Genomic DNA, 22093 nt, shown 5'->3' on the forward strand with positions numbered 1-22093 from the left:
GACCGACCCTGCAGGCGTGAGGTCAGCCGGCCGCCGACCTGGCCGGCCCGCCGACCCGGCCGGCCCGCCGGCCCGCCGACCCGGCCGGCCGCCGACCTAGCCGACGGGGATCTCGTGCGGCCGATAGCGCGGCAGCCGCGACGCCGGCAGGATCGCCAGCGCGCTGATCCCGGCGAGGATCAGCAGCCCCATCTTGAGGGCCCGCAGGCGCTCCTCCTCGTTGAGCTGCACCGCGTAGTCGATCTGCTCGGCGGTGGCGTCGGTCCGGGCCAGCACCTCGTCGAGGTCGTCGTTGGACACGAAGTTCACGCTGTCCAGGTCCACCTGCGCGATGAGCTCCGGCGGCAGCGCCGGGTGCTCGACCACGGCCCTGCCGATGCCGACGCTGAGCAGCGCCACGAGAAGCGCGCCGACCACGGCCGTGCCGACCGCGGAGGCGAGGTTCTGGGTGCTGCCGCGGATCGAGCCCACGTCGCCGGCGAGCTCGGCCGGGGCGGAGGTGACGAGGACGTTGAACACGAGCGTCACGAGTGCACCCTGGCCGATACCGAACGCCACCAGCCCGATGATCGTGGGCAGCGTCTCCCAGTTGTTGTTCACCACGAATGACAGCCACACCAGGGCGGCGGTGGCCAGTGTGAATGCGGCGATCCCGATCGTGCGCGGGCTGAACCGTTTGTAGAAGCGCACGATCAGCGTCGCGGTGATGAACACGGTGATGTTGAAGGGCATCATCGCCAGCGACGTCTCGAACGGGGTGCGTCCCTGCACCACCTGGATGTAGAGGGGCACGGTGAAGTTCAGGGCCGCCTCGAGCGCCACCACGATGAACATCGCGTACACGGCCGCACGTTCGCGCCCCGAACCGAGAACCGACAGGTCGACCAGCGGGACCTTGCCCTCGCGGATGCGGCGCCTCGTCCACAGGAAGAACGCCTGCCCCAGGATGATGCCCGCCACGATGAGCATCGGGGCGGGCGAGATCCCCCCGAGGTCGAACGGCGCGCCGGGCCCGGCGAAGAACGCGCCCCACGCGTTGAGGTTGTTGAACCCCAGGGTGAGGACCATGATCGCGATGCCGATGAGGAACGCGGCCACCACGTCGATCGTGATCGACGAGTCGCCGCGGTCGGACCGCAGCGTGAAGCTCAGCGCGAACACGGCGACCGCGATCGCGAACACGATCCAGAAGACGGGCCGCCAGCCCACGAGGGTGCCGAGGGTGCCGCCGATGAGGAACGCGCTCACGCCGGCCAGCGCGCGGGCCGACCCCAGCGAGCCGATCGCGGTGGCCTGCTGGTCACCGCGGTAGTTTTCGGCGATGAGGGCCACCAGCGCGGGGACGATGATCGCCGCCGCGGCGCCGGCGAGCGCCTGCCCCGCGATCGCCCAGCCCACCGAGGGGGAGAAGATCATCATGAGCGAGGAACAGGCGAAGACGACGACGACGACTCGGAAGATCCGCACCCACCCGAGGCGTTGACCGAGTTTGGCCCCGGTCATCACCAGTGCCGCCACGACCAGGCCGTAGATGACGATCGTCGACCCGGCGACCGTGGGAGGGACCCCGAAATCGGAGACCATCCCGCCGATCGAGATCGGTAGCGCGGAGACGTTGAACGACATGAGGATCTGGCCGAGGAATAGCCCGACCATCGGGAGCCAGGACCGGCGTTCCTCCAGCCCCGGCATCGTGGACGTCGTGGTGGTCATGAACGTGTCCTTTCCGCAGCGACGGTCCCGCCGATCCGCGCGTCCGCATCGGAGGCGAAGAGGTTGAGCCCGAGGGCGCGCGAGAGGTAGGCGATCGCTCGCTGGCCGCGCACGCTGTTCCCGGCCGAGTTCAGGCGTGGCGAGAACGCGCCGATCGCGCCCTTGCCCGGGGCGATCGCGACGATCCCACCGGCCACCCCGGACTTGGCGGGGATGCCGATCTCGAACAGCCACTCCCCGGATCTCTCGTACATGCCGCTCGCGGCGAGCATGGCCAACGTGTCCCGGCAGACGTCGGGGGAGACCACCTGCTCGCCGGTCACCGGGTTCGCGCCGCCGTCGGCGAGTGTCGCGCCCATGACCGCCAGATCTTCGGCCGTCACCAGGAGGGCGCACTGCCGGGTGTAGACGTCGACGATCTCCAGCGGGTCGGCGTCGAGCCGACCGTAGCTCTCCAGGAGCCGCGCGATCGCGTTGTTCCGGTGGTTGGTGGCCATCTCCGAGGCGTACACCGTGCCGTCCATGGTCAGCTGACGGCCCGCGAACGCGGACAGGCCGGTCCGGATCAGCTCCCACTGCTCGGCCGGGGTGGCGCCGGGCATCAACGAGGTGGTGGCGATCGCGCCCGCGTTGACCATCGGGTTCATGGGGTGGCCGTCGTTCAGTTCGATCGCCATCACCGAGTTGAAGGGCAGGCCGGTGTTGTTGACGCCCACCCGGTCCTTGACCACCTCGTGCCCGTACTCGCGGCAGACGAGGGCGTAGACGAAGGCCTTGGACACCGACTGGACGGTGAAGGTGTGGGCGCTGTCGCCGACCCTGTGGACCGCGCCGCTGACCTCGCTCACGGCGAGACCGAACAGGCCGGGGTCCGCCCCGGCGAGGACGGGGATGTAGTCCGCGACCGTGCCGTCGTGCAGGTCGCGGTAGCGCTCGTGGGCGGTGACGGTGAGCGATTCGACCTCGTCCCAGCCGGGGAGCCGGCCGGTCGACACGCGTTGCGGGACTCCCGCCGATTCCGATGTGATCATCAATCTCCCGTCGCGGCCCGCAGGCCTGCCGTCCGCCCTGACCGCCTGTAGTAACTCCGACCCGCCAGATTCTGTTGGTGCCAGTATCCGCGCACCAGCAGCGGCAGATCCGGAATCCAGAAATCCTCTCCCGCCGGGGTGACGCTTCCCCGGGCCCCGAGCTCGACATCCGCAGAGACGATGCCCGGCCCCTCGGAGGTCCGCCGGGAGGCCAGGACGGTGCCGTCCGGGTCGACGATCTGCGTGGCCCCCACGAACTCGGTCTCGTAACTGACGGAGAGACCCGAGCCCGGTGCCAGCAGGAAGTCCGATCGGATCGATCCGCAATGGGAGGCCTGCAGCACCGGCACCCCCAGCCGCCGGGCGAACTCCGCGGGCGCGTTCTCCGACAGGACGCGGTTGCGCCGGGCGACCGGAGCCAGCGCCCGCGAGGCGAGCCCGCCCCAGTTGCTCGGCACGGTCCACCAGTGCGTGCCCGTCATCGCGATGTCGATCCGACCCCGCAGCCTGCGCACGGTCTGGTTGCGGATGAGCTCCCAGCAGCTCGCGACCCCCACCCCGCCGAGCGCGGTGTCGAACGCGCCGTCGTCGCGGCCTCCGGTGTAGAAGCAGTTCTCCCACATCGTCGGCAGGTCCTTGTCATGAGTGTGGACGCGACCATCGGGTTCGACCAGGTGATAACGGTTGTAGACCTCGTCGTCGTCGGCGATCAACATCGACCCGCCGATCGTCGCGCCGTACCGCGCGGCCAACCGTCGGAACATCTCCACCGCCGCGTTCTCGCGCGGCAGCACCGCCGCGTGGACCTCGGCGCGCATCGGCACCGGCGACGTGCAGAACTCGGGCACCGCGATGAGTTTCGCGCCCCGCTCGCCGGCCTCGACGATCATCGCCTCCAGGCGTTCCAGCGTGAGGTCGACCCGCCCGGGCACGCCCTCCAGCTGGATCGCGGCGGCGTGCACGCGGCGGAGCGGGGAGTCGACGTGATCCGGCATGGATTCTCCTGAGAGACGGTGAGCGAGATTGATGCTGCGCGGCCCTCGAGCAGGCCACGTGACCTAGGATCGAAGTCTACAAATCCCCACGGTTTGTCAGGTGGATTGTTCTCCAGCCTCCCTCGGAAGGACCCATGGAACTCGGAATCGACACCCGGCTCACGCTGCTCGCCGCCGGGCTGATCTTCCTGCTGGCGCTCGTGCTCGGTGTGTGGAAGTACCGGCAGATGGCGACCAGCCCGGAGCACTTCGCGCACCCTTACGTCGACATCGCGCACCGGGCTTCGCTGCTGTATTCGTTCGCCACGCTGCTCATCGCGGCTTTCGTGGAGCTGAGCAGCTGGCCGACGTGGGTGAACCTCGCGGCCGCCGGCGTACTGGTGTTCTTCTTCCTCGTGGCCATCGGGGCCTACATCGTCCACGGCGCGAAGCAGGACACGACCAACCAGTTCGAGAACCCCACGGCGTCGCTGCACATCGGCATGTGGGCGCTCGTCGTGGGCGAGATCGGCGGATTCGCGGTGCTGCTGGCCGGGTTCATCGCCGGGCAGTTCTTCAGCTAGCTTCTCGCCAGGGCGCGGACCCACCGTGAGGTCTGTGACGGATGCGTCAGACGGACAACGCGTAGCCCGGGAAACCGGCTCTCCAACGTCGGTATCACCGGCTTGAGCTTCTTCCGCGTACGCCAACCCCATCGCAGAATGTGGTCCTCGTCGATGAGGGCTTTCCACAGCGGCGGCTCGTAGTTCCCGTTCCAGAGTTCCTCGCGCTGCACGCGTCGGCGGACCGTCCGACGGATGAGTCGGGTCATCTGGATCCTGGTCGGGTAGTCCAGCCACAGGATGGTGTCAGCTCGGGAGACGATGAGGGGCCGCGCTTCGCGGTACTGCAATTCAACGACCCAGCACGGTGCTGAGATCAAGCCCTGTACGTCTTCGAGAAATGCCTCTCGTGGCGTCCAGTTCGGACCGTGGTAGAGACTGTCCAACTCGACGCGCCCGCAACGCAGGACTTCTGCCAGCTCATCGCACAAGGTCGTCTTTCCCGAGCCGGAGACTCCAGCTACCGCGATGCGCTTGGGGCCCCAGCTGATCGTGTCATCTGCATTGAGCACTGTCCTATTATCCGGACTTCGCAAGCAAGGAGGGCGCGAGCTTTCCAGAATCCACTTACTCGCCCGATCAAGTGGGGCACCGCTTAGCTATAGAAGACACGCCCTGGCCGTCCGGGTCGCGGCCGTCGTGGCATCGCGGGCGGGCCGCCGCCAGTACGCTGGCGGTATGCCCATGCGCCCCCGCTCGCGCGGCTCGAAGCCCCGGAATTCGTCCTCCGAGGGCATGGATCTCGGCACCCGCGCCCTGGTCCTGGGGATCGGGTCGCTGCTGTTCTCGTGGGTGCCCCTGCTCAACATCGTGGCGTTCCTCGCGGCGCTGATGGCGGTCGCCTTCGGACTGATCGCCCGCTGGCCGGCGGGCGGCATGATGGCCGGAGGCGAGCCGAACGAGCGGCGGGGCCTGTGGGGCGTGATCCTCGGCGCGATCGCGCTGGTCGTCTTTGTGGTGACCGCGGTGCGCTACTCGGTGATCTAGTACTCAGTGCTCCAGCGGCCGGGGGCCTGTTCCGGGACCTCGGGCAGGCGCTGGAGCGGATGCCGGGGGGGGATCGGGGTTCGCAGGGCGGCGCTCCGGTGAGGGGTTCCGGTGGCGGGTTTTCAGCGCCCGTTGGAGACCACCCAGCCGATCGCGGTGCGCATCCGGCTGGCGAACCGGCCCGGCTGGGTGGCGCAGACCGCGTGGCCGCCCTGGATCGGGAACACCGCGCTGTGCGGCAGCAGGTCGGCCATCTCGTCCTGGATCGACTGCGGGAACGCGATGTCGCGCATCGTCTTGACGATCGCCACCGGCAGGTCGAGTTCATGCAGCCACGAGGTGGAGTTGAAGCGCGCGACCTGACTGATCACCGTGCGATGGGCGGCGAGGGAGACCGACGACAACTCCCGCAACGCCCACGTGGTGGGGCCGGGCGCCTCCTCCTCGATCTCGCGGGCCACCTCCACCGGGACCGCGTTGAGGAGCGGTGCCGTCCGCGCGAACCCGCCGAGAGTGGCCTTCTCCAGGGCGTTGCGCTGCGCGCCGGTGCCGGTGGCGGCCAGCACCAGACCGCCGAGCCGGGAGGGGTCCGGACGGGCGGCCAGCTGCGCCACGATCCCGCCCATCGAGTACCCGCCCACCACGGGCCGCTCCAGCTCCAGGTGGTCGGCGACCCGCAGGACGTCCTCCGACAGGGTCTGGAAGTCGAAGTTCCCGGTGTGGCCCATGCCGTGATGGCGCTGGTCATAGGCGATGAGCCGGTACTCGCCGTGCAGGCGCTGGAAGGTCTGATACCAGTTGAGCATCCCGGTGGCGGCCATCCCGTGCAGCAGGATCACCGGCTGGAGGTGCTCCTCGCCGGTGTCGTACAGCCTGGTCACCACGTCGTCGGCGACGGTGACGATCCGGCCCGTCGGCAGCAGCGACATGTCCGGGGCCATCCGGGGCAGCCGCCGCGCCGAGCGGGGTAGTGCGATGAGCGGGTTGGTGCGCATGGGAATCCTCCTCGCAGACGCCTGACCGGTAGTCGTGTCAGCGATTGTCCGCCACACGCACGATCGCCGCAGCACCCACCTCCGACTCAGCCGGCAGTCACGAGCCCCTCGGCCACCAGGAAATCCCTCGCGACCAGCGCGGGGTCCTCGCCGTCCACGTCGACGCGCATGTTGAGTTCCACCATCACCTCGTTGGTGAGCAGGTCGATCAGAGGCTCCAGAACCTGCTCGATCTGCGGATGCGCGTCCAGGTAGCTGCCCCGCACCACCGTGGCGAGGTTGTAGACGGGGAAGAACCGCTTGTCGTCCTCCAGTACCACCAGATCGAGGCCCTTGACCCGGCCGTCGGTGGTGTAGACCTCGCCGAACGCGCACTCGCGGCCCACGGAGGTGGCCTGGTAGATGATCCCCGGCTGCATGATCGGCGTGGGCACCGTGGCGGCGTCGAAGCCGTAGGCCTCCGCCAGGCCGGGCCAGCCGTCCCGGCGCACCGAGAACTCGGTCTCCATGCAGCTCACGGCCGCCTGCGGATCGGAACGCACCAGGTCGGCGTACTCGGAGAACGTGGTCACCCCGGTGGCCTCGGCCGTGGCCCGGTTCATGGCGAACGAATAGGTGTTGTCCACGGTGGTCGGCGGCAGCCAGCGGATGTCGTGCTCGGCCAGGTCGGCATCGCGCACGGCCTCCCACTGCTGCTGCGGGTCCCGCACCGGTTCGTCGTTGCCGAGGTAGCTCATCCAGGCGGTGCCGGTGTACTCCATGCCGATGTCCACCTGTCCGGTGACCAGCGCCTGTCGGAAACTGTTGGAGCCGGCCAGCGACGACATGTCGGAGACTTCCATGCCGGCCGCGGCGAGCAGGAACTCCACCAGGTAGCTGGCGATTACACCCTCGGTGAAGTCCTTGCCGCCGACAGTCACCTTCACGCCCTCGAGTTCGGGGACGACACCCTGCGGACCGGGGCCCACCGAAAGTGGCACCGAGCCGCCGTTGTTCAGGCCGCAGCCGGTCGCCACGAGTACCACGGCCAGCAGGGAGGCCAACAGCCTCCGCACCCGCGCAACGCTTCTCATCGCAGCCCCTTCGGGTTGAACAGGACCTCGCCGACCGCGCCGAGCCAGTCCACGAGCAGCGCCAGCGCCACCGCGAGGACAGCGCCCACGACCATCGTCTTGTAGTCCTGGAGCCGGTACCCGGTGTCGATAAAGATGCCCAGCCCGCCGGCGTCGACGAGGAAGCTCAGCGTGGCCGTGCCCACCGCCAGCACGAGCGTGGTGCGCAGACCGGCGAGGATGAACGGCACGGCCAGCGGCAGCTCGACCGTGCGCAGGACCCGCGTCGGCGCCATGCCCTGGCCGCGCGCGGCGTCGATGAGTGCGGGGTCGACGTTGTGGATGCCGACGATCGTGTTCCGCAGCACCGGCAGCAGCGAGTAGAACGCCACCGGCAGCACCCCGATCCAGAACCCGGTCCGGTTGGTGACCAGGAACAGCAGCACGAGCAGACCGATCGCGGGCGCCGCCTGCCCGATATTGGCGATCCCGATCGCCACCGGCGCGAGGAACCGGGTGCGCCGCCGGGTCAGGATGATCCCCAGCGGCACGCCCACTGCCACCACGATCAGCGTCACCGTCACGGTGATCTGGACGTGCTGCAGGGTCCGCTCGGTGATCGACGCCGCGTTGAGCGACGCCGCCTGGGTCTCGGTCATCGGGCTCGCGAACGCCCACCACAACACCCCGACCACCGCGATGATCACCGCGACCGGCTGGATGAACAGCCGGGCGGTGTCGCCGCGGGCCAGCGTCTCGGTGGCGGTGGGAGTGCTCATGACGGGTCGCCCGGGTCGGAGCCGGCGGGAGAGGCGGGCTCGTCGTCGTTGTGCCGGTGGTGGATGCGTCGCAACTCGTCGACCAGGTCGTCGATCCCGATCGTGCCCCGGTACGCGCCGTCGCGGTCGACGACCACGGTGGTCGCACTCGCCGTCGACAGCAGCCCGTCCAACGCCTCCTGGAGCGTCGAATCGACCGTGACCGTGCCGCTCACGAGCTGGCCCCCCGAGCCCAGATCCGGCATCTGCGCCACCCGATCCCCGCGGACCCAGCGCACCGGGCGGCCGGCCTCGTCCAGCACCACGGCCCACTCGTCATCGGATCGGCGCAGGCGGGCGGCGAACTCGGCCGGGTCGTCGGACACCCTCGCCGTCGTCGTCGTCCCCAGGCCCACGTCCCCCACGCGCCGGAGGGTGAGGGTCTTGAGCGCGGCGTCGTCCCCGATGAACCCGGCGACCGTCTCGTCGGCCGGATTGGCCAGGATCGCCTCGGGGGTGTCGAACTGCAGGACGGACGAGCCGGGGCCGAGCACCGCGATCCGGTCGCCCAACTTCACGGCCTCCGAGAAATCGTGGGTGACGAAGACGATCGTCTTGTGCAGCTCGGACTGCAGCCGCAGCAGCTCGTCCTGCAGCGACGCGCGCGTGATGGGGTCCACCGCGCCGAATGGCTCGTCCATGAGCAGCACCGGCGGATCCGCGGCCAGCGCCCGGGCCACGCCGACGCGCTGCTGCTGCCCGCCGGACAGCTGCGCGGGATAGCGGTCGCGGTAGTCACCGGGGGCCAGGCCGACGAGCTCGAGCATCTCGTCCACGCGCTCGCGGGTGCGCTTCTTGTTCCACTTGAGCAGCCGCGGCACGGTGGCGACGTTCTGCGCGACCGTCATGTGCGGGAACAGCCCGGAGGCCTGGATGGCGTAGCCGATGCTGCGGCGCAGGGTGTCGGCGTCGAGCCGGCGGTTGTCCTCGCCGTCGATCGTGATGGTGCCCGAGCTGGGCTCGATAAGGCGGTTGATCATGCGCATCGTGGTGGTCTTGCCGCAGCCGGACGGCCCCACGAACACCGTCGTGTGACCGGCCGGCAGGTCGAGCGAGACGCGGTCGACGGCCGGCCGCTCCTGGCCGGGGTAGATCTTGGTGACGTCGTCCAGGACGATCGGCACGCCCGAGACAGCTGTAGTGGGACCGTCGGTGCGGGGGGCGCCCGCGTCGGTCCCGTCGGCGTGGGCCTCGCGGCCGGTGGAAGTGGTCACTGGTTCCCCCTGATGGTGAGGCGGCCGAGTAGGACGAGCAGGGCGTCCAGGACAAGAGCGAGGACGACGACGAGGACGGTCGCCGTGAGCGCCATCGGCAGGGCGGTGGGCGTACCCACGCGGGACAGGGCGGCGAAGATGAGGTTCCCCAGGCCGGGCCCCTTGACGTAGGCGGCGATCGCGAGGATGCCCATCGACATCTGCGTGGACACCCGGATGCCAGCGAGGATCGAGGGCCACGCGAGCGGCAGTTCGACCCTGCTCAGCACGCCGAGCCGGCTCATCCCGACCCCGCGCGCGGCGTCCACGGTGGCGGCCGGCACCGCGTCCAGGCCGACGATCGTGTTGCGCAGGATCGGCAGCACGGCGTAGATGACCAGGGCGGTCATGGTGGGCAGCACGCCCAGCCCGAGTAGCGGGATGAGCAGGCCGAGCAGCGCGAACGACGGAATCGTCAGCGCGGTGGCGGCGAGTCCGGTGGCCACGGCCGAGCCGGTGCGGCTGCGGTACACGGCCACCCCGACCGCCACCGACAGCACGGTCGCGAGCAGCACGGCCTGCACGGTGGCGCTGACGTGCTGCCAGGAGTCCGTGGCCAGCTGGACCCGGCGGGTCGAGAGGAAATCCATCAGGGCGGTCATCGCGCCTCGGCTCTGTTGGTGGGCGGTGTGAACACGTTAGCCGTTTCCGCACGTGTAGAGGGCCGAGTCGGGGGATCCGGTCGGCGGCGCGGCGGGGGCTGGGGCACGATGGTGTGATGACGCCACGGCCCTCCCGCCCTCTCGGACCGGATCAGATCGAGCGCCTCGACGAGTTGCTCGCCGCCAGCGGCCGGATCGCCCGCCGCCACTTCCACGGCGACCTCGCCGCGCTCGGTGCCGCCGACAAGAACGCGGCAGGCGCTGGTCCGGGCGCTGCTGGCGGCGCCGATTCTGCTGCCAGCGTGGATTCCGGCGGCGCCGATTCCGCCGGCGGCCCCGGCGCCCACCGCGGCTACGACCCCGTCACCGAGGCCGACCGCGCGATCGAGGCACTGCTGCGCGCGGGGATCAATGCGATGTCGCCGGGCGATCGCGTGGTGGGGGAGGAGAACGGCCCCACGGGCCCCGCCGACGCCCCCCGCACCTGGTACCTGGATCCGATCGACGGCACGAAGGCCTTCCTCACGGGTATGGCGGGTTGGGGCACGCTCGTCGGCGTGGTCGAGGACGGGCGCGCGGTGGCGGGCTGGATGGATCAGCCGATTCTGGGCGAGACGTTCTCGGCGGTGGGCGGCCGCGCTATGGTGCGTCGCCCGGCCGCTGACGGTGGTTCGGTGCAGATCACGGACCTGCGCACGTCGGGCTGCACGGAGCTGTCCGAGGCGATCCTGTACACGACGCATCCGTCGATGTTCGGTGACAGCGGCTCGACCCGCGACCGCTACGACGAACTCGGCCGCCGCGTCCGCCTCCAGCGCTTCGGCGGCGACTGCTACGCCTACTGCATGCTCGCCGCCGGCCGGGTCGACCTGGTCGTCGAATCCGACCTCAACTCCTACGACATCGTGGCGCTGATCCCGATCATCGAGGCCGCGGGCGGGGTGATCACCGGCCCGGACGGCCGGCAGCCGCTGGAGGGCGGCACGGTGGTCGCGGCCGCGACGCCCGCACTCGCCGAGCAGGCGTGGGCGGTGCTGGGCCGGGACTGATTCCGGAGCTGTCGCTGATCGACGGCCGCTTCTAGGCCCACCGCAGCGCCGCCGACCACGGCCCCGCCCAGCCCGGCTGGTCGACACCGTTGCGATCTTTGTTGGCGCCACTGCGGTGAAAGCAGCAAATCCTCGCAGTGGTGTCGACATTTATCCGCAACGCGAGGGTGCTGATGGTCACAGCGGGGCCGCGGCGCAGCGCATCACCCACACTGGAGGCCCGCCGGGCACCTCGGAGTGGGCGACGGTGGCGAAACCGAATCGCTCGTAGAGCCGCACGTTTCGCGGATCGGAGGTGTCCAGCGCGATTGCGTGTGCGGCGTGGGCGGCGTGTCGCGCTGCGCCCTCGAGCCCGAACCGTACGAGCGCACTGCCGAGCCCAGCGCCCTGCCGGTCAGGGCGTACGCCGAGGGTCTCGAGTCGCCACGGTGCGGGCGCCGCGGCCTCGGATTCCGCAGCCGGTGGCGCGCTGTCGCCGGGCGCGAGCCGATCCACTCGCTCGCCGTGGAGCGCGACGATCTCCTGCACGGTCGCGGGGTCGGGCTCGGGGGCGTCCGGCGGGAGGAGCGCGATCGCCCCGCCCGCCGGATCGGTGACGCCAACAATCCCGTGCTGAAGCGCATGACGCAGGTAGAGGAACTGGATCCTGCGCAGTCGCTCGGCGTAACCGTCGTCGGGGATGACGTAGCGGGTCCAGGGATAGTCGGCGAACGCGGCCGCGAGGGTGTCGGCGGCGCCAGCCAGATCCGTCGGCGCGGCGGAGCGGACATGGGTACTCATCGGGTTGATCACTCGGCGCACGCTATCCGACCCGATGGTGCCGCTACCCGCGTGCCCACGCCACCGGATGCGACGCGCGTCAACACCGGATAGAACCACTTCATGGAGCGGCGATCCCGGGGTGATGCATCCCCCGACACCAGGTCAGGACCCGGCAAGCGCAAGCTGGGCACCATCTCCACGGCGATCCCCGCCCGGATGGACCGCCTGCCCTGGGCGGGTATCCACTGGAAGGTCATCCTGGGCCTGGGGACGGTCTGGATCCTCGACGGCCTGGAGGTCACGCTCATCGGCTCGCTGGCCGCGCGGCTGGTCGAGCCGGGCAGCGGCCTGCCCATCACGGAGGGGCAGATCGGTCTCGCTGCATCGATCTACATCCTCGGCGCCTGTCTGGGCGCGCTGTTCTTCGGGCGGCTGACCGACCGGTGGGGCCGCAAGAAGCTCTTCATGCTCACCCTGGTCGTGTACTGCATCGCCACGTTCGCCACGGCGTTCTCGGTCGAGCCGTGGATGTTCTTCCTCTGCAGATTCGTCACCGGCGCCGGGATCGGCGGCGAGTACGCGGCGATCAACTCCGCGGTCGACGAGCTCATCCCCGCGAACTACCGCGGCCGCGTGGACATCCTCATCAACGGCACCTACTGGCTGGGCGCGACGTTCGGCTCGTTCTATTCGCTGTTCTTCCTCAACACCGCGTGGTTCTCCGAGGGCCTGGGATGGCGCTTCGCGCTCGGCGTGGGCGCATTGCTGGGCGTGGTCATCATCTTCGTCCGAAGGCACGTCCCGGAGAGCCCGAGATGGCTGTTCATCCACGGCCGCGAGGACGAGGCCGACGAGATCGTGGAGGACATCGAGGAACAGGTCGAGGAGGAGAAAGACGAGCCGCTGGAGCGGGTCGGCCGCGACGAGCAGATCACCATCCATCAGCGCGCGAGCATCCCGTTCACCGAGATCGCCAAGACCGCGTTCGGCAAGTACCCCAAGCGGGCGCTCCTGTGCCTCGCCCTGTTCATCGGCCAGGCGTTCCTCTACAACGGCATCACCTTCAACCTCGGCACGCTGTACCAGAACTACTACGGCATCGACTCGGGCAGTGCACCCCTGCTGTTGGCACTGTTCGCGATCGTGAACTTCCTCGGCGCGCTCACCCTGGGCCCGCTGTTCGACAGGGTCGGCCGCAAGAGGATGATCGCCGGCACCTACATCGGGTCCGCGCTGGTGACGGTGCCGCTGTACTTCGTTTTCCTGGGCGAGGTCGGGGGACTGTGGGGCTTCGTTATCCTGCTGTCGTTGACCTTCTTCATCGCCACCGCCGGCGCCTCGGCCGCCTATCTGACGGTGTCGGAGATCTTCCCCATGGAGACCCGCGCCCTGGCGATCGCCTTCTTCTACGCGATCGGCACGGGCGTCGGCGGCATCATCGGCCCGCTGATGTTCGGTAACTTCATCGAGAGCGGCGATCGCGCGTTGGTGGGCATGGGCTTCCTCATCGCGGCCGGGGTGATGGCGGTCGGTGGCATCGCCGAGATCTTCCTGGGCGTGGACGCCGAGGGCCAGTCGCTCGAGGACATCGCGGCCCCCATCACCGCCGCGGACCCGGATGCGGGTCACGGCTCGGATGCGGACCAGAGTTCGGGCACGGATCGGAAGCCGGATGTGGACCAGAGGCCGGGCACGACGAAAGGGAGCTGAGCAGGCGTGACAGAGCCGCTGTTCGGCGTCCGCCGCGAGCCGGCGATCCTCGGTCCCGGCGCGGTGCACGTGCCCGACTGGCTGAGCCGCGAGCAGCAGGAATTCCTCCTGCGGGCCTGCGCGGACTGGGCCGCGGTGCGCGCGCCGCGCTCGATCGTGCTGCCGGGCGGCGGCCGCATGTCGGTGCGTACGTTCAGCCTGGGGCGCCACTGGACGCCCTATAGATGCGACGACGACAACGCCGACGTCCCGCCCATCCCGGAGTGGCTCGTGCGCGCCGCCCGGTCTGCCCTGTCCGCGGCGGCCGCGGTCGATCCGCGCGTGGCGGAGACCGACTCGGCCCTCTATACGCCCGATGCCGCGCTGGTGAACCTCTACGGCCCAGGCGCGACGATGGGCCTGCACCAGGACCGCGACGAGGCCAGCGGCGACCCGGTGGTCTCGCTCAGCCTGGGCGACGCGTGCACGTTCCGATTCGGCACTCCCGAGTACCGCGGCCGCCCGTACACGGACGTGCGTCTGGAGACGGGGGACCTGGTGGTGTTCGGCGGGCCGTCCCGGATGGCGTTCCACGGGGTGCCCAAGGTCGTCGACGGCACAGCCCCCGCCTGGTGCCGCGACGTGCTGGGCGCGGCTCCCGGTCGGGTGAACATCACCCTCCGACGCACGCGCCCGGCGGACCCGCCTACGCTGGGTCCATGAGCGCGAGTGTGAGCACGACTTCATCTTCTGGTCGTGGCAAGGCCATCCTGCTGATCGTTCTGGTGGCGGTCGTGGCCGTGGTCGCGGCGGTGCTGACGGTGGTCGTCTCGCAGAAGACCTACGCCCCGAGCGAGCGCACGCTGAGCCCCAAGATCCAGGTGGCGGCGGGTTCTGATCACGTCGACGAGGCCGCAGGGTTCTCCATCCGCGTCCCCGAGGGGTGGCAGGCCGAGTCCGGCGACCTGCTGTTCGGGACCACTGCGTTGCTTCCCGAGAAGGTGTCGACGGACGGTGGCGCGGGCGGACTCGTCTTCATCGGTGCGCTGACCGAGGAGATGCTGGGCGGCCAGGAGATCAACAACGAGCAGGCCGCCTACGCGCTGGCCTCCGCCATCGGCCAGACCGTCCTGCCGGTCCCGGGCCAGCCCACCGACGAGAGCCTGGAGCCGATCTCGAGCCGCGTCGGCGACGGCTCGGCGTTGTCCTTCCGGGTGATCCCCATGGCCCAGCAGGCGATGCTCGGCCCGGAGGGGGCGCTGATCTACACGGCAGTCGTGGGTGAGGGCGCCGACAGGTACTGGCTCACCTACATCGGCTCGCCGGCCGACGGAAGCATGGATTCGCCGCGCGCAGAGTGGGCGGACGAGATCGTCGAGCGCTTCCGCCCGGCCTGATCTCGCGCTCCTGACCAGGCTTTTTCTCCCACCGACAGCAAAAACAGGCCGGACCCTTTCGGGGTCCGGCCTGTTCTCGTATCGCCGCGGGGGCGCGGGATCAGATCGCTGCGGGGGCGCAGGATCAGAGGGTGGTGACGACCTCGTCGTAGTCCAGGCGCGGGAGGCGGTCGAACCAGGCGTTCTCGGCAGGCTTGCCGATGTTGACCGCGACGAGCACACGGTGGCGTCCGTCGGGGAAGAACTCCTTGGCGATGGCGTCGGCGTCGAGGCCGGTCATCGGGCCGGCTGCCAGGCCGGCCGCGCGGATGCCGAGGATCAGGTAGCCGATCTGCAGGCCGGCGTTGAGTTCGGCCGTGCCGATGCGCGCGTCCTCGTCGGCGAACAGGTCGCGGGCGCCGGGGAAGTGCGGGAAGACCTTCGGCAGCTCGTCGTGGAAGTCCACGTCGGCGGCCAGCAACGCCACGGCCGGGGCGGCGGCGGATTTGGCCTGGTTGCCCTCGGCCAGGAGCGGGATGAGACGGGCCTTGGCCTCCTCCGAACGCAGCACCACGACGCGCAGCGGCTGGTTGTTCATCGAGGTGGGGGCCCACTTGACCAGGTCGTAGATCGCTTCCAGCTGCTCGTCCGTCACCGGCTCATCGGTGAAAGCGTTGGCGGTGCGGGCCTCGCGGAAGAGGAGGTCCTGGGCGGCCTCGTCGATCTGGATGGCCTGGGCGGTGTCCAAAGAAGTTGTCATGTCTAGTAGAACTGGCCGCCGGTCCGGAATGATTCCAGGACCGGCGGTGATGCTCCTCACGTGGCTCGCGATCAGGGGCGCTTACGGGTGAAGCCCACAACAGGGTTGCCGTCGGCCAGGCCCTCGACCGGCGCCACCATGCGCTCGACCTGCGTCTGCGCCTGTTCGCGCACGGGCGTCTGCGGGTCGAGCACCGACATGTACTCCTTGTGCTCGGCCAGTGCGGCGATGGCCGGGTCGACGAATCCCGTGACGTCCACGTAGTGGCTCGGCCGGGGATCGGACTCGAACCACATTTGCGGGCGCCCCTCGCGCGAGTCCACGCCGACCGCGGCCACCAGATCGTCGAAGGCGGCGCCCACTGCGTCGCCGAACTCCATGTGGTCGGACTGATTGGGCATGCCCGGGCCGAACTCCGGGCCCGAGTACAGGGACACCACGATGTCCGGCCGGTGCTTGCGGATCGAGTCGGCGATCGCGTCCCGCAACTCACCGTTGTTGACGATCCGACTGTCCGGGAAGCCCAAGAACTCGACGGTGTCCACCCCGACGTGCGCGGCCGACCGCCGCTGCTCCTCCTCGCGGATCGGCCCGGCGATCTCCGGGTCCATGCCCTCGATCCCGGCCTCGCCACTGGAGGCGAGGACGTAGACGACACTGCGCCCCTCGGCCGTCCACCGGGCCACCGCGGCGGACATGCCGTACTCGGGATCATCAGGGTGCGCCACCAGGATGAGGCAACGGGTCCAGTCGGTCGGGAAAGGTACGGGGAGGGCGCCCGTCTCGGGTTGGGAGTCCTGCTCTGGCCGGTCCGTGGGATCGCTCATGGCACGAGTATGGCCCCGCCCGCGCCCGCTGCATCCGGACTCGGCCGATACCGCGGTCGTAGACTGTCGCCGAACTCGAAGTAAATGCTGTTGTCGTCGTCGTACTTCCTTGGAGGCCCCTCGTGTCCGCACTCTTCCCCGACTACCGCCCCGCGTGGGAGACCGACGATCACCGCCTCCTCCGAGAGCACGCCCGCGCCTTCTTCGCCAAGGAGATGACCCCCAACCAGGAGAAGTGGGCCGCGCAGAAGCACGTCGACCGCGAGACCTGGGTGCGCACCGGCGAGGCCGGCCTCATCTGCCTCGACGTGCCCGAGGAGTACGGCGGGCAGGGCGGCGACGCCGGCATGGAGTACCTCGTCACCGAGGAGCTCGTCTACTCCGGCGACACCGCGTTCGGCATGGGCGTCGGCTCCACCATCACCCCGCACTACGTCGCCAACTACGCCACCGAGGAGCAGAAGAAGGCGTGGCTGCCCAAGATCTGCTCCGGCGAGTGGATCTCCGCGATCGCCATGACCGAGCCCGGCGCCGGCTCCGACCTGCAGGGCGTGCGCACCACCGCCAAGCGGGACGGCGACGACTACATCATCAACGGCTCCAAGACCTTCATCTCCAACGGCGGCTCCGCCGACTTCGTGGTGGTCGTGGCCAAGACCGACCTCGACGCCGGCCACAAGGGCATGGCCCTGTTCGCGGTCGAGGCTGACACTCCCGGCTTCGAGCGCGGCCGCGTGCTCGAGAAGATGGGTCGCCACGGCGCCGACACCGCCGAGTTGTTCTTCAACGACATGCGCGTGCCCGCCGCCAACCTGCTCGGCGGTGAGGAGGGACAGGGCTTCTACCAGCTGATGAACCAGCTGCCGCGCGAGCGACTGGCGATCGCCGTGGACGCCCTCGCCATGGCCGAGGCCGCCGTCGTGGAGACGCTCCAGTACACCCGCGAGCGGCAGGCGTTCGGCAAGCCGGTGCTCGACTTCCAGAACACCCGGTTCGAGCTGGCGCACTGCAAGACGCAGGCCATGGCGACCCGCACGTTCGTCGACTACTGCATCGAGCAGGAACTCGCCGGGGAGCTCGACGCCGTGACCGCCTCCATGGCCAAGATGCAGGCCACCGACATGCTCGACGACGTGGTGGACCGCTGCCTCCAGCTCTTCGGCGGATACGGCTACATGATGGAGTACCCGATCGCGCAGAAGTTCGCGGGCGCCCGCGTCATGCGGATCTACGGCGGCACGAACGAGATCATGAAGGAGGTCATCGGGCGGGCGCTCTGAGTTCGGTCGCCCCTTCCATCGAGCAGAGGGTTTCGCACGTATCGGCCGGGTGCCGACGTGCGAAACCCTCTTCGCGTTTACCGGTGGGGGAGGCGCGGGACGGGCCGGCGGGGATGGAGAGGTCGGCGAGGGTGGCGCGGGAGGGGGTCGGAGAGGGTCGGCGGCGGCGGTCAGCTGAGGCGGTCGATGATCTCGACGAACTCCTCGGCGTAGGCCAGGTGCTTGCGCAGGCGCTCGAGGCGCTCCGCCGCTTCAGCGCCGATCTCGGTGATCGTGGTGCGGGCGGCGGCGTTGTCGTCGTCGGACCCCTCGCCCCTCGCCGCGCCCCCGGCCGCGCCCACGCCCCCGGCCCTACCGGCCGCGCCATCGGCCCCGATCCCCTCACTCCGCGCGTCGAGGGCGCGGCAGAAGTCCTTCATGCGGTCGAGGCTGAACCCGAGCGGCTTCATGCGCCGGATGAGCAGTAGGCGTTCGACGTCGGCCTCGGTGTAGAGGCGGAACCCGCCGGGGGAGTGGGCGGACGGGCTGACGAGGCCGAGTTCGTCGTAGTGGCGCAGGCTGCGGATCGACAGCGCGGTGCGTTCGGCGACCTCCCCGATCTTCATGGTCTGCTCGCCCTGAGTTTCCCCGGCCACAACTCTCCCGCTACGGTAGGTTTTTACTCTCTCGTTGCGAGAGGGTTGACCCTTCGACTGTAGGTGATCTGTGAGAACTGAGTTTCCGACCGGTGTGCTGCCCTCGTTTCGGGCGGCGTTCTCCTCGCCGGCCAGACTGCGGACCGAGGTGTTGGCCGGCCTGGTGGTGGCCCTGGCGCTCATCCCGGAGGCGATCTCGTTTTCCATCCTCGCGGGCGTCGACCCGCGGGTCGGCCTGTTCGCCTCGGTGACGATGGCCGTGACGATCGCGTTCACCGGCGGCCGGCCCGCCATGATCTCGGCCGCGACGGGCGCGATCGCGCTGGTCATCGCCCCGGTGGTCGCGGAGTACGGGCTCGACTACCTCATCGCGACGGTCCTGCTGGGCGGCGCGCTACAGATCATCCTCTCGGTGCTGGGCGTGGCCAAGCTGATGCGGTTCATCCCGCGGTCGGTGATGATCGGCTTCGTCAACGCGCTGGCGATTCTCATCTTCATGGCGCAGATCCCGCATCTGATCGGCGTGCCGTGGCTGGTGTACCCGCTGGTGGCGGCGGGCATCGTGATCATGGTCGGCTTCCCGCGCCTGACGACGGTCGTGCCGGCCCCGCTGATCGCGATCGTGGCGATCACGGTCGTCGTGCTGGCCGTCGGCTGGAACGTGCCCGATGTGGCGGGTCAGGGTGAGCTTCCGACGTCGTTGCCGTCGTTGCTCCTGCCCGACGTGCCGCTGACCATGGAGACCCTCCAGATCATCGCGCCGTTCGCGCTGGCCATGGCGCTGGTCGGGCTCATGGAGTCTCTCATGACCGCGAAATTGGTCGACGACATCACCGAGACCCACTCCGACAAGACCCGCGAGGGCTGGGGCCAGGGCGTGGCCAACCTCGTCACCGGTTTCTTCGGCGGCATGGGCGGCTGCGCGATGATCGGCCAGACGATGATCAACGTCAAGGAATCCGGGGCGCGCACCCGGCTGTCGACGCTGCTCGCCGGCGTGTTCCTGCTCATCCTGGTGGTGGTGCTCGGCGACATCGTGGGCCTCATCCCCATGGCGGCCCTGGTCGCGGTGATGGTCATGGTGTCCGTGGGGACGTTCGACTGGCATTCGGTCCACCCGCGCACCCTCAGGGTCATGCCGCTGCCGGAGACCCTGGTCATGCTGGTCACGGTGGTGGCGACGGTGTGGACCGGCAACCTGGCGATCGGCGTGGTCCTGGGCGTGCTTACTGCGATGGTGATGTTCGCCCGCCGCGTCGCGCACATGACGACGGTGGAGAAAGTCCCCGGGCCCCGCGACGACTACGACGGCCACGACGGCCGCGACGACGACAACGACGACGACACCGAGTTCACCACCCGCACCTACCGCGTCACCGGCGAGCTGTTCTGGGCCTCGAGCAACGATCTGGTCTATCAGTTCGACTACTCCGGCGACCCCGAGCACGTGGTCCTCGACCTCACCGACGCCGACATCTGGGACGCCTCGACCGTCGCGACGCTTGATGCCGTGCAACAGAAGTACGCGGAGAAGGGCAAGACGCTGTCGGTGATCGGCCTGGACGGCGCGAGCAAGGAACGTCTCGACAGGCTCTCGGGCCGTCTCGGCGGGGCGTTCTAGCCGCTACGGCCCCGCGGTCGGGCGTTCGCGGAACCACTGGCAAGTGACCGACCTCACTCCCCGGCGATCACCTGCACACTCATCACTAATTCAGGAACGAATTGTGGAAGGTAGATGCAACTACGAGGTGGCCTCACTACGGTGGGAGACGATTATGAGCCCAGGAGAACGAGAAGTACCCCGTACCCCTGATTCCTCGGACCCGGTTTTCCGTCCGCCCACCGCGGCAGACGGGATCCGGATGTGGGAGATCGCCCGCGACAGCCGGGTCCTCGATCTGAACTCGTCCTACGCCTACGTACTGTGGGGTGCCGAGTTCGCCGGGAGTTCGGTGGTGGTCGAGGTCGAGGGCCGTGTGGTCGGCTTCGTCACCGGCTTCATCCGCGCCGACGAGCCGGACACGATCTTCGTGTGGCAGGTCGGTGTCGACGCAGATCAGCGCGGCAAGGGGCTCGCGGCCCGTCTGCTGCACAGCCTCATGGACCGCACCGGCGAGCAGCAGGGCACCGTGCGACTGCGCACCACGATCAGCCCGGACAACGACGCCTCCAAGCGCACCTTCGGAGCCGTTGCCCGCGACCGAGGGATGTCGCTGACCAGCGAGGACTACCTGGGCGCCGATCTTCTCGGAGAGGGCCACGAGCAAGAAGACCTCTACACGATTTCCTAAGGACTGGGCGCGGGCCGCCCGGCCCGCCGTCGCTGCCCGAACGCTTTTTCATTGGAGTGAGTCAAGACAAATGGCCGAGAACACGCACGATTCAAGCACCGATACCTCGATTTTCACCGACCGCGAGTCGGAGGTTCGTAGTTACTCGCGCAACTGGCCGGCGGTCTTCGACACCGCCAAGGGCACGACGCTGACGACCGTCGACGGCGAGGACTACCTCGACTTCTTCGGCGGCGCCGGCGCGCTGAACTACGGCCACAACGACGACGATATGAAGAACGCCCTGCTGGAGTACATCACCCGCGACGGCGTCACCCATTCGCTGGACAAGTACACGGTCGCCAAGCGCGCCTTCCTGGAGACCTTCTCCAGCACGATCCTCAAGCCGCGTGGCCTGGACTACAAGGTGATGTTCCCCGGGCCGACCGGCACCAACGCCGTCGAGTCCGCGCTGAAGCTGGCCCGCAAGGTCACCGGCCGCGAGGCCATCATCAACTTCACCAACTCGTTCCACGGCATGACCCTCGGGTCGCTGTCGGTGACCGGTAACTCGATGAAGCGCGCCGGCGCCGGCATCCCGCTGGTCCACGCCACCCCGATGCCGTACGACAACTACTTCGGCGGTGTCACCGAGGACTTCCAGTGGATGGAGCGCGTGCTCGTCGACTCCGGCTCCGGCATGAACCGCCCGGCTGCCGTGATCGTCGAGTGCGTCCAGGGCGAGGGCGGCATCAACGCCGCGCGCGCCGAGTGGCTGCAGGCCCTCGACGCGCTGTGCAAGCGCCACGAGATCCTGCTGATCGTCGACGACGTCCAGATGGGTTGCGGCCGCACCGGCGAGTTCTTCTCCTTCGAGTTCGCCGGCATCAAGCCGGACATCGTCTGCCTGTCCAAGTCGATCGGTGGCTACGGCCTCCCGCTGGCGGTCACCCTGTTCAACCGTGAGCTCGACGAGTGGACCCCGGGCGAGCACAACGGCACCTTCCGCGGCAACAACCTGGCGTTCATCACCGCCGACGTGGCGCTGCGCAAGTACTGGGCCGACGACGCACTCCAGAACCGCACCCTGGAGAACGGCCGCATCCTGCGCGAGCGCTTCTCGCCGCTCGTCTACAAGTACGAGGGCAAGCTCGAGCTGCGTGGCCGCGGCATGGCCTTCGGCATCGCGTTCCTCGAGGACCCGGATCTGGCCGGCCAGGTCATGGCCCGTTGCTTTGACAACAAGATGCTGGTCGAGACCGCCGGGCCAAGCGACGAGGTCGTCAAGTTCCTGGCGCCGCTGACCCTCACCGACGAGGCGCGCGACCGCGGCATCGAGATCTGCTACGAGGCCGTCGACTACGTCCTCGCGCAGCAGTACGCCTGATCCAGTAGTA

23 protein-coding genes are annotated in these 22093 nt (G+C 69.2%); 10 read left to right on the forward strand and 13 right to left on the reverse strand.

What is annotated here, in order from left to right; translation table 11 throughout:
- Positions 1 to 96: 96 nt before the first annotated feature.
- Genes K3888_RS11940 through K3888_RS11950 form a run of 3 tightly spaced genes read right to left on the reverse strand, consistent with a single transcriptional unit; the run spans position 97 to position 3739 of the window.
- The gene (locus tag K3888_RS11940) at positions 97 to 1713 is read right to left on the reverse strand and encodes an MFS transporter (protein ID WP_230930493.1); all 1617 of its coding nucleotides are present in this window, start codon (positions 1711 to 1713) and stop codon (positions 97 to 99) included.
- Positions 1710 to 2744 (reverse strand): glutaminase A, encoded by a 1035-nt coding sequence (gene glsA, locus K3888_RS11945; protein WP_230930494.1) that lies wholly within the window; start codon positions 2742 to 2744, stop codon positions 1710 to 1712. Before glsA ends, K3888_RS11940 begins: the two co-directional genes overlap by 4 nt.
- Entirely contained in the window at positions 2744 to 3739 is a 996-nt protein-coding gene (locus tag K3888_RS11950) for a carbon-nitrogen hydrolase family protein (protein ID WP_230930495.1), read from the reverse strand. The genes glsA and K3888_RS11950 overlap by 1 nt, the downstream gene beginning before the upstream one ends.
- A gap of 134 nt (positions 3740 to 3873) precedes the next feature.
- Here K3888_RS11950 and K3888_RS11955 point away from each other — a divergent pair, with 134 nt between their 5' ends.
- Positions 3874 to 4302 (forward strand): hypothetical protein, encoded by a 429-nt coding sequence (locus K3888_RS11955; protein WP_230930496.1) that lies wholly within the window; start codon positions 3874 to 3876, stop codon positions 4300 to 4302.
- On the opposite strand, the gene K3888_RS11960 is transcribed toward K3888_RS11955, so the two are convergent.
- A complete protein-coding gene (locus K3888_RS11960) occupies positions 4299 to 4853 on the reverse strand; it encodes a P-loop NTPase family protein (protein ID WP_230930497.1) in 555 nt (184 codons plus the stop codon). The two genes, K3888_RS11955 and K3888_RS11960, sit on opposite strands and share 4 nt — an antisense overlap.
- Before the next feature lie 166 nt (positions 4854 to 5019).
- Between K3888_RS11960 and K3888_RS11965 the strand changes: the two genes are divergently transcribed.
- Positions 5020 to 5328 carry a hypothetical protein gene (locus tag K3888_RS11965; protein ID WP_230930498.1) on the forward strand — a complete coding sequence of 103 codons (309 nt, stop codon included), beginning with the start codon at positions 5020 to 5022 and terminating at the stop codon, positions 5326 to 5328.
- Between the two features lie 122 nt (positions 5329 to 5450).
- On the opposite strand, the gene K3888_RS11970 is transcribed toward K3888_RS11965, so the two are convergent.
- The 5 genes from K3888_RS11970 to K3888_RS11990 all read right to left on the reverse strand — a co-directional run bounded on the left by K3888_RS11970 (position 5451) and on the right by K3888_RS11990 (position 10048).
- Positions 5451 to 6323, reverse strand: coding sequence for an alpha/beta fold hydrolase (locus K3888_RS11970; RefSeq protein WP_230930499.1), 873 nt, complete (start codon positions 6321 to 6323; stop codon positions 5451 to 5453).
- An 86-nt stretch (positions 6324 to 6409) separates the two neighbouring features.
- On the reverse strand, positions 6410 to 7396 hold the full coding sequence (locus K3888_RS11975) for a glycine betaine ABC transporter substrate-binding protein (RefSeq protein ID WP_230930500.1): 987 nt from the start codon (positions 7394 to 7396) through the stop codon (positions 6410 to 6412).
- Positions 7393 to 8154, reverse strand: a complete 762-nt coding sequence (locus K3888_RS11980) for an ABC transporter permease (RefSeq protein WP_230930501.1) — start codon at positions 8152 to 8154, stop codon at positions 7393 to 7395. Before K3888_RS11980 ends, K3888_RS11975 begins: the two co-directional genes overlap by 4 nt.
- Entirely contained in the window at positions 8151 to 9317 is a 1167-nt protein-coding gene (locus tag K3888_RS11985) for an ABC transporter ATP-binding protein (protein ID WP_230930606.1), read from the reverse strand. Before K3888_RS11985 ends, K3888_RS11980 begins: the two co-directional genes overlap by 4 nt.
- An 86-nt stretch (positions 9318 to 9403) precedes the next feature.
- Positions 9404 to 10048, reverse strand: coding sequence for an ABC transporter permease (locus K3888_RS11990; RefSeq protein WP_230930502.1), 645 nt, complete (start codon positions 10046 to 10048; stop codon positions 9404 to 9406).
- A gap of 116 nt (positions 10049 to 10164) precedes the next feature.
- Here K3888_RS11990 and K3888_RS11995 point away from each other — a divergent pair, with 116 nt between their 5' ends.
- Entirely contained in the window at positions 10165 to 11097 is a 933-nt protein-coding gene (locus K3888_RS11995; protein ID WP_230930503.1) for an inositol monophosphatase family protein, read from the forward strand.
- A gap of 177 nt (positions 11098 to 11274) precedes the next feature.
- Here the strand turns inward: K3888_RS11995 and K3888_RS12000 are convergent, their stop codons facing one another.
- Positions 11275 to 11889, reverse strand: coding sequence for a GNAT family N-acetyltransferase (locus K3888_RS12000; RefSeq protein ID WP_230930504.1), 615 nt, complete (start codon positions 11887 to 11889; stop codon positions 11275 to 11277).
- A 186-nt stretch (positions 11890 to 12075) separates the two neighbouring features.
- Here K3888_RS12000 and K3888_RS12005 point away from each other — a divergent pair, with 186 nt between their 5' ends.
- Genes K3888_RS12005 through K3888_RS12015 form a run of 3 tightly spaced genes read left to right on the forward strand, consistent with a single transcriptional unit; the run spans position 12076 to position 14945 of the window.
- A complete protein-coding gene (locus tag K3888_RS12005; RefSeq protein ID WP_230930607.1) occupies positions 12076 to 13569 on the forward strand; it encodes an MFS transporter in 1494 nt (497 codons plus the stop codon).
- 6 nt (positions 13570 to 13575) lie between these two features.
- Complete coding sequence (locus K3888_RS12010) at positions 13576 to 14271, forward strand: alpha-ketoglutarate-dependent dioxygenase AlkB family protein (RefSeq protein ID WP_230930505.1); 696 nt, start codon at positions 13576 to 13578, stop codon at positions 14269 to 14271.
- Positions 14268 to 14945 carry an APA family fibronectin-binding glycoprotein gene (locus K3888_RS12015; RefSeq protein ID WP_230930506.1) on the forward strand — a complete coding sequence of 226 codons (678 nt, stop codon included), beginning with the start codon at positions 14268 to 14270 and terminating at the stop codon, positions 14943 to 14945. The genes K3888_RS12010 and K3888_RS12015 overlap by 4 nt, the downstream gene beginning before the upstream one ends.
- 124 nt (positions 14946 to 15069) lie before the next feature.
- On the opposite strand, the gene K3888_RS12020 is transcribed toward K3888_RS12015, so the two are convergent.
- Both K3888_RS12020 and K3888_RS12025 read right to left on the reverse strand, forming a co-directional pair.
- The gene (locus K3888_RS12020) at positions 15070 to 15684 is read right to left on the reverse strand and encodes a malonic semialdehyde reductase (RefSeq protein WP_230930507.1); all 615 of its coding nucleotides are present in this window, start codon (positions 15682 to 15684) and stop codon (positions 15070 to 15072) included.
- Positions 15685 to 15755: 71 nt separating this feature from the next.
- Entirely contained in the window at positions 15756 to 16511 is a 756-nt protein-coding gene (locus K3888_RS12025) for a PIG-L deacetylase family protein (RefSeq protein WP_230930508.1), read from the reverse strand.
- Between the two features lie 122 nt (positions 16512 to 16633).
- On the opposite strand from K3888_RS12025, the gene K3888_RS12030 reads away from it, so the two are divergent.
- Positions 16634 to 17791, forward strand: coding sequence for an acyl-CoA dehydrogenase family protein (locus K3888_RS12030; protein ID WP_230930509.1), 1158 nt, complete (start codon positions 16634 to 16636; stop codon positions 17789 to 17791).
- A 170-nt stretch (positions 17792 to 17961) separates the two neighbouring features.
- Here the strand turns inward: K3888_RS12030 and K3888_RS12035 are convergent, their stop codons facing one another.
- Complete coding sequence (locus tag K3888_RS12035; RefSeq protein ID WP_230930608.1) at positions 17962 to 18396, reverse strand: MerR family transcriptional regulator; 435 nt, start codon at positions 18394 to 18396, stop codon at positions 17962 to 17964.
- 100 nt (positions 18397 to 18496) lie between these two features.
- Here K3888_RS12035 and K3888_RS12040 point away from each other — a divergent pair, with 100 nt between their 5' ends.
- The 3 genes from K3888_RS12040 (at position 18497) to ectB (ending at position 22083) form a co-directional block, all read left to right on the forward strand.
- Positions 18497 to 20047 carry a SulP family inorganic anion transporter gene (locus K3888_RS12040; protein WP_230930510.1) on the forward strand — a complete coding sequence of 517 codons (1551 nt, stop codon included), beginning with the start codon at positions 18497 to 18499 and terminating at the stop codon, positions 20045 to 20047.
- 154 nt (positions 20048 to 20201) lie between these two features.
- Entirely contained in the window at positions 20202 to 20717 is a 516-nt protein-coding gene (gene ectA, locus K3888_RS12045) for a diaminobutyrate acetyltransferase (protein ID WP_230930511.1), read from the forward strand.
- A 70-nt stretch (positions 20718 to 20787) separates the two neighbouring features.
- Positions 20788 to 22083: a diaminobutyrate--2-oxoglutarate transaminase gene (gene ectB, locus K3888_RS12050; protein ID WP_230930512.1), complete on the forward strand. Its 1296-nt coding sequence runs from the start codon at positions 20788 to 20790 to the stop codon at positions 22081 to 22083.
- Positions 22084 to 22093: the final 10 nt, after the last annotated feature.

Source organism: Dietzia aurantiaca (genome assembly GCF_021033825.1).
Lineage (GTDB): Bacteria > Actinomycetota > Actinomycetes > Mycobacteriales > Mycobacteriaceae > Dietzia > Dietzia aurantiaca.